A 6000-nucleotide genomic window follows, 5' to 3' on the forward strand; every position below is an offset into this window, starting at 1 on the left:
TAAGGTAAGCAGTTAGCGGTCAGCGGTCAGCGGTCAGTAGTCAGTAGTCAGTGGTCAGCTATCAGCATATGCGCATAGCGCATATTCTTACATGCACCGGAATTCTTGAATAGCAATCCGTGTCGGAATTGTGAGAATTCTTTGATGCCATATTCCTGACTCCCGATTCCCTACTCCCTGTTCCCTACTCCCTGTTCCCTATTCCCTATTCCCTGTTCCCTATTCCCTATTCCCTACTCCCTACTCCCTACTCCCTATTCCCTACTCCCTATTCCCTGTTCCCTGTTCCCTGTTCCCTGTTCCCTGCTGTATCCTGGTTGAGTGTTAACAAAACTCTCATTAACTGAGAAATTATAGATGGCAAACCCAACCGCAACCCTAGAAACCTCTTTAGGCACCATTACCGTGGAATTGTTCAAGGATGTGATGCCAGAGACAGCCGGTAATTTCATTAAACTAGCCCAGTCTGGTTTCTACGATGGTCTTCATTTTCACCGGGTGATTAATAACTTCATGATTCAGTTTGGCTGTCCCTATAGCAAGGATCCCAATAGTCCTCGCGCCGGTACCGGGAATGGTCCTGACGGCTGCATCCAGGATGAGCACCGGAACAATGCCAAAATTTCCAATCAGCCAGGTACGTTATCTATGGCAAATACCGGTGCTCCCAATAGCGGTAGTTGCCAGTTTTTCATCAATACACGGGACAATTCCTATCTCGATTGGTTTTCTCCAGGTCCCTCGAAGCACCCGGTTTTTGGTAGAGTGACTGAGGGTATGGATGTGGTGCAAAAGATTGAAAGCACCCCTACTGATCGCGGTGATCGCCCCAAAACTCCGGTTCAAATGGTGAAAGTCACTATTAACGAATAACGTAAGCTATCAGCAATCAGCTATCAGTTGTAAGCTATCAGTTATCAGTTATCAGTTATCAGTTATCAGCTTATCGGTTACAGCGTCGAAGCCTGTGCCACATTGCTTGAGATGCTTTTGAATAAGATAAGCTGACGGCTGACGGCTGACCACTGACCAGTGACCACTGACCACTGACCACTGATCACTGACCGCTAATAGCTGACCTTTTCTCTTTCCCTAAGATATTGTTCATCAAGCCGAGTTGATATAATTTGACTGTATCACTAGAGGAGCAAATTCTTTAGTGTTAGCGTCTACGGGGAATGGTCTGACTTAGGAACGGGAAAACCCATGAACACATCACCCTGGCTAGCAGCTACTGCAATCACTACAGCTTCTTGCCTTACCTTAGGCGCTATCAATCCAGCAGCAGCGAATACCTTTGGCAACATTGAAGTTAACGGAAACAATTTTATTGCGGTAGCTGCCCCTTTTGGCTACAACCAGTATCAATTACTAATCATCGAGCAGATTGCAAACTGGCAAGCGTGCTGGCGTGAACGAGGCACTAACCCAGTTGTTGTAGAGCCTCTGCTGCTCGACTTTGACTTTACAGGAATTTGTGGGCGCAGTACAGACAGCAACGGCTATTCTATCCGCGTCGATAGTCAAGACTTCGGTCTAGAGTATATGCTCAGATTGGTTAAGCGGAATGGGGAATTGGTATTACTAGGCACTCACCGTATTGACCGCAATGCCCCAGACATTGAGCTTGGCCGCACCAGAGGTTTGGCTAATGGCTTTCTCAAAATCTTTCTTGATCCCGGTTGGCGATTTACCAAACGTATCTATCAGGGCAGACAATTAGGTCACATCTATATTACCTATGGTGCTACCGCTAAGACTGTAGCGCCACGGTGGACGAGTAGCCCTCAACCCTCACCACCTACTCCCAGCAGGGAATATATTTTTACCAAACCACAAGCCCAACCCAAGACTAGTGGTGAACGTTTTCCTGACACTAGCCCTCAACTTCCAGCACCTGCACCAGCAGAATCCTCAGATGATGGCATACCAGTGTTTGAAGGTTCTAATTAATTAGGACTTACGAAGTTTAGTTGGTTTCGCCACCCTAACCCGCCCAGGGCGTAAGCATATGCGCTACGCGCAGGCTACGCCAACAGCTATCAGCCTAATGCCGTCAGCTAATCAACGGGAGGTAGTAAACAAGCTGGGGGGGTGCTGCTACGGCTGGTTGAAAATCCCTGCTCGTTTTACTAATCCGACCCGGTGCAGTTCTCGCCCCTGCTAGCTGTTCGCGTTCCGACGCAAGAAATAGCCCTGGGGTATTAAGCAGCGATCGCAGAATTAATTACCTACTCGCAATCTCTGTAACCCTTACATTGTAAGGCTTTGAGTTTTATGAAATGTGTAATTAATTTGGTTTACCAAAAAGTTTGGGTTTAAAGCCCCGTCCTTATAGGACGGCTTTTCCATGTGTTATAATAAAATCATAATTAATAAACTTTCCGTTAAATAGATATTATTTAGTTATAAGTAGACAACGTAACAAATATGTATGAGATACGTATTGCGTAATTTGGTCTAACGACTATAACGTCTATGAAAAAATTAGATGAAAAAAGTATCTATTTAACTATATTAAAAAGGTACGGTGGGGCACACCGAAACCTAGATCATTGATCTAAACGCTCGGGGAGATTTGTCCTCTACTAAACCTGGTTCCGGCCTGGCGAACGCAAGACGAGTCGTAGATCCAAGAATCCCCGTTCTTCTAGGACGGGGAGTGTCAACTGCTTATAGGGGAGTTAAACTTGGTTTGATAACATAGCTCTGACGAAGAGATTATGAAAAGAATCGTTCGGTTTCTAGCTCCCGTGTTGCTCCTAATTGGTTGCACTGACCACAGCCCGGCTCAGACTCAAAAAGAGCTAAGCTTGAGCTTACCGAGCGGTTTCTCCTCCCTCGTGGAGCAGAGGCAACCGCACCGGCTCGGCTCAGTCACCCTCGACATAGTGCGACACCCCATCGAACTCGTCGGTGATTGCAGCGGCTGTGTGAATCCGCTCCATGTTGACCATCTCGTCCTCGAAAACCAGTACCTCCGGATCGAGGTGGCACCGCAGCTCGGTGGCCGAGTGCGTAGTGTTGTCTACAAACCCGCCCTTGTGGGCAGGGATGGTGCGCCCAAAACTAACACCCAGATGTTTGCCCTTGATACTCCCCAAGGGATCCCACATGACAAATTGCAAGTAGGCGTCCCTTGGAACTACGGCGGCTGGCGCATGTCCTTTCCCTTCCATGAACACGGTCTACGGGGCAAAGCTCAAGGGGCGAGTTATCGTTGGCGGATTCTCGCCGACGGGACAGCCGTGTTGACGATGACCATGTACTTCGACCGCTTCTCAAATCAGCCCAGCCCCGTAATTTCTGAAGAAAACTATCTCGATCTCAACTATCAAGGTAGGTATTCACCGCTGACCCTCGTGCAAGAGATTCGATTGGCACCGGGGCAAGCCTCCTTCCAGGAACGTTTGACCCTGTTCAACCCTTTGCCATATCGCTACGGATTTAAACTCTGGAACACGGCACAACTTCCCCGGACTGAGGATGCCAAGTTCATTTTCCCCGTGTCACGTATGGCTTTCCATTGGGGAAAAAACCAAGCGTTCCGCAACTGGCCGCTCATGAACGATGGCACCAATGATACTGTGGTCGATCGCTCTGTCTTCGCCAATTGGACGGCACACCCCAACAAATTCGGCAAGAGCTATTTCGGAATCGACATGGTACACCCCTTTGCAGCTGTCTACTACCCCAGTGATGATTTAAACCGAGTTCGGATCACCTTCCCGTCAACCGCTCCTGGTCTCAAGCTCTACTCTTTCAACTGGAACCAGGGATGGCTTGATTCCTTCGAGCTTTGGGGTGGCAGCACGGAAATCTTTGAAGACCACGGACAATTCCTCGACCCTTTTGACCGCTACAGCTACGAGGAAGAATGGTGGATGCCCCAGGGAATTGGGGAACTGAGTGCTGCCTCGGCAGCGATCGCGGCGGGGCTGACCTATGAAGATGAGGGGGGAAAGACTTATGCTCGGGTTCGGCTCACTGCTTCCCGTAACTACTCAAAATTAGTTGTTTCTGTTGGCAACGACACTGAGTCGGGTCTAGTTCAGCTCGACCAGTTGAATCCAGAGACGGTTGTTCTATTCTCGATTCCAGTGGCCAGCCATGGCAGCCCTGTTTGGGTGAAAGTCCACGAAGGTGAGCGAGAACTCTTTAATTATCGGATGCCTGTGGAACTTCCACTGGTGGACAAGGCGGCGGAAGCCTGTCGTGAAGAAATTAATTTCGCCATTCCCCAAGCATTAGATAACTGTTCGGCAGCTACCAAAACAAAGTCAAGTGGATACCGACGGGTCGAGTATTCCGAATTACGTGGCGAAAGCTACTGGCCCCCCAATGGTTCGGATAAAACCTGCAATCCTGAAAGAACCCTCAACACCTTCGGTCGTCCCGAAGCTCAAAAAATAGCAACTGCCCCCGAAGCCACAGCTCAGGAGCACCTGATTTATGGTCGCATTCTCTATCGACTGGGGGGTCTTTCCAACTTCAAAACTGCCCGTAAACACCTAACAGCAGCAACCACTGCCGAGCCTTCTCTGGGCGAAGCTTGGTTGCTTCTAGGAATTATTGAGATGGAGACGGGTGAGGCCGCTAAGGCCGTAACCGCCTGGAAAAAAGCTCTCGGCGCAGCCAAGCCAGCACCTTTAGCCAACTACTTTCTGGCCCTGAACGCTATCAGTGAAGGCAATCTTGATGCTGCACAGGAATTCATAGATGCACTAATACTCGGGGCACAACCAGACAATTACTTTGCTCGACTACTAAAAGCAGGAATTCTTGAGCGTCTTCAACGGTACCAAGAAGCCCTAGAAATCCTCAACAAACTTGAGGATTTCCATGCCTCCGATCCGGGACTAGTCTATCTGAAACAGCTAGCCTATACTGGTCTGGGAGACACTTCAAAAGCGGAGGCCATGAAGCAAGTCTTGAGCCGACTTGAAGATCCCTTACGGGGCGAGCCGTCGGCGGCCAAGCGACGACAAGAGTTTGTTAATCGGTTATCAACTGGTGCATGGGAGTTGCCCTTGCGCCCACCCCATTTTACTTGTGAACCCATGTGGCTGCCGTTTAAAACATTGCGTCGCCTTCAGCGGGACGACTGGACAAACGGATTAACACCCCTCGAATGAATCTTTTGAACTGGATTTTGTGTCCAGACCTAGTTGACCACTACCTCTAGTTGCCTGGTTTGATGGGATTGGCCTAAGGTCACGCTACGGGATTGACCGTAGGTCACGCTACGGGATTGGCTTACTGCCACGCTACGGGAACGCAAATTGTCTAGCCATTAAGCTGAAATCACCTCAAAATCAGAAATCGTCTCAATCCAGACCCGTGCTCCACACTTTAGGGGATCATCTGGACGATACATCACCCGACAGGGGCCATTGACCTCCACCGTATGACCGTAAACATTTTTAGAGCCTCGCTTGACCGTAATCACAGGATTGCGCTCCCCCGTCTTGAGATTGTTGCGAATCACCCTCTGGTTAACATGAATCACTGTCTTAGTGTACTCTGTACGCTTTGACCAGTTCCGTTTTGGTCCGCGAGTGCCAGGAGTAACCACCGGCATACCATCAAACAAAGGAATCACCCAAGTTCTGCCCACCTTATAAGCACCTTTAACTCTACCCTTGCCCAGAAGGTAACGGACGCGAGTGGCAGAAACACCAAGTAATTCAGCGGCTTGTGCGGTGGAAATCATCATGGCGAAAAAACCATTGCTTTAACGATATTATTATATTAACACTATTTTCCAAAAAATGCCAGGATTTGGTGAAACTATTGCATTGTCGCCATTTCAGAGCGTGTGTGTGGGGTGTGGGGTGTGGGGTGTGGGGTGTGGGGTGTGGGGTGTGGGGTGTGGATTCTTAGTCAGTAAATTCCGCAACCAGCCTCGGGTCTTGGGAGAGAGTAGCCACATACCGAAGTACAAACCTATATCCATAGGTAGGGGTTTGCCATGGCGAATGGCTTCCCAGAGAAGGGGAA

6 protein-coding genes and 1 pseudogene are annotated in these 6000 nt (G+C 49.1%); 3 read left to right on the plus strand and 4 right to left on the minus strand.

Annotated features, from left to right (window positions below; translation table 11 throughout):
• Window positions 1-357 precede the first annotated feature (357 nt).
• The gene (locus F6J90_RS42380) at window positions 358-873 is read left to right on the plus strand and encodes a peptidylprolyl isomerase (RefSeq protein ID WP_293108638.1); all 516 of its coding nucleotides are present in this window, start codon (window positions 358-360) and stop codon (window positions 871-873) included.
• A 51-nt stretch (window positions 874-924) separates the two neighbouring features.
• Here F6J90_RS42380 and F6J90_RS42385 read toward each other — a convergent pair whose 3' ends face one another.
• Window positions 925-1047 (minus strand): hypothetical protein, encoded by a 123-nt coding sequence (locus tag F6J90_RS42385; protein WP_293108641.1) that lies wholly within the window; start codon window positions 1045-1047, stop codon window positions 925-927.
• 159 nt (window positions 1048-1206) lie between these two features.
• Here F6J90_RS42385 and F6J90_RS42390 point away from each other — a divergent pair, with 159 nt between their 5' ends.
• Entirely contained in the window at window positions 1207-1953 is a 747-nt protein-coding gene (locus F6J90_RS42390) for a DUF3747 domain-containing protein (protein ID WP_293108644.1), read from the plus strand.
• Window positions 1954-2873: 920 nt separating this feature from the next.
• Here the strand turns inward: F6J90_RS42390 and F6J90_RS42395 are convergent.
• Window positions 2874-3116: a hypothetical protein gene (locus F6J90_RS42395; RefSeq protein WP_293108647.1), complete on the minus strand. Its 243-nt coding sequence runs from the start codon at window positions 3114-3116 to the stop codon at window positions 2874-2876.
• Between the two features lie 141 nt (window positions 3117-3257).
• On the opposite strand from F6J90_RS42395, the gene F6J90_RS42400 reads away from it, so the two are divergent.
• Window positions 3258-5135, plus strand: coding sequence for a DUF5107 domain-containing protein (locus F6J90_RS42400; protein WP_293108650.1), 1878 nt, complete (start codon window positions 3258-3260; stop codon window positions 5133-5135).
• Window positions 5136-5293: 158 nt separating this feature from the next.
• On the opposite strand, the gene F6J90_RS42405 is transcribed toward F6J90_RS42400, so the two are convergent.
• Both F6J90_RS42405 and F6J90_RS42410 read right to left on the minus strand, forming a co-directional pair.
• Complete coding sequence (locus F6J90_RS42405) at window positions 5294-5716, minus strand: helix-turn-helix domain-containing protein (protein ID WP_293108653.1); 423 nt, start codon at window positions 5714-5716, stop codon at window positions 5294-5296.
• Between the two features lie 93 nt (window positions 5717-5809).
• Window positions 5810-6000 (minus strand): annotated as a pseudogene (locus F6J90_RS42410) (hypothetical protein); the annotation flags it as partial.

It is taken from the genome of Moorena sp. SIOASIH (assembly GCF_010671925.1).
Classification (GTDB): domain Bacteria; phylum Cyanobacteriota; class Cyanobacteriia; order Cyanobacteriales; family Coleofasciculaceae; genus Moorena.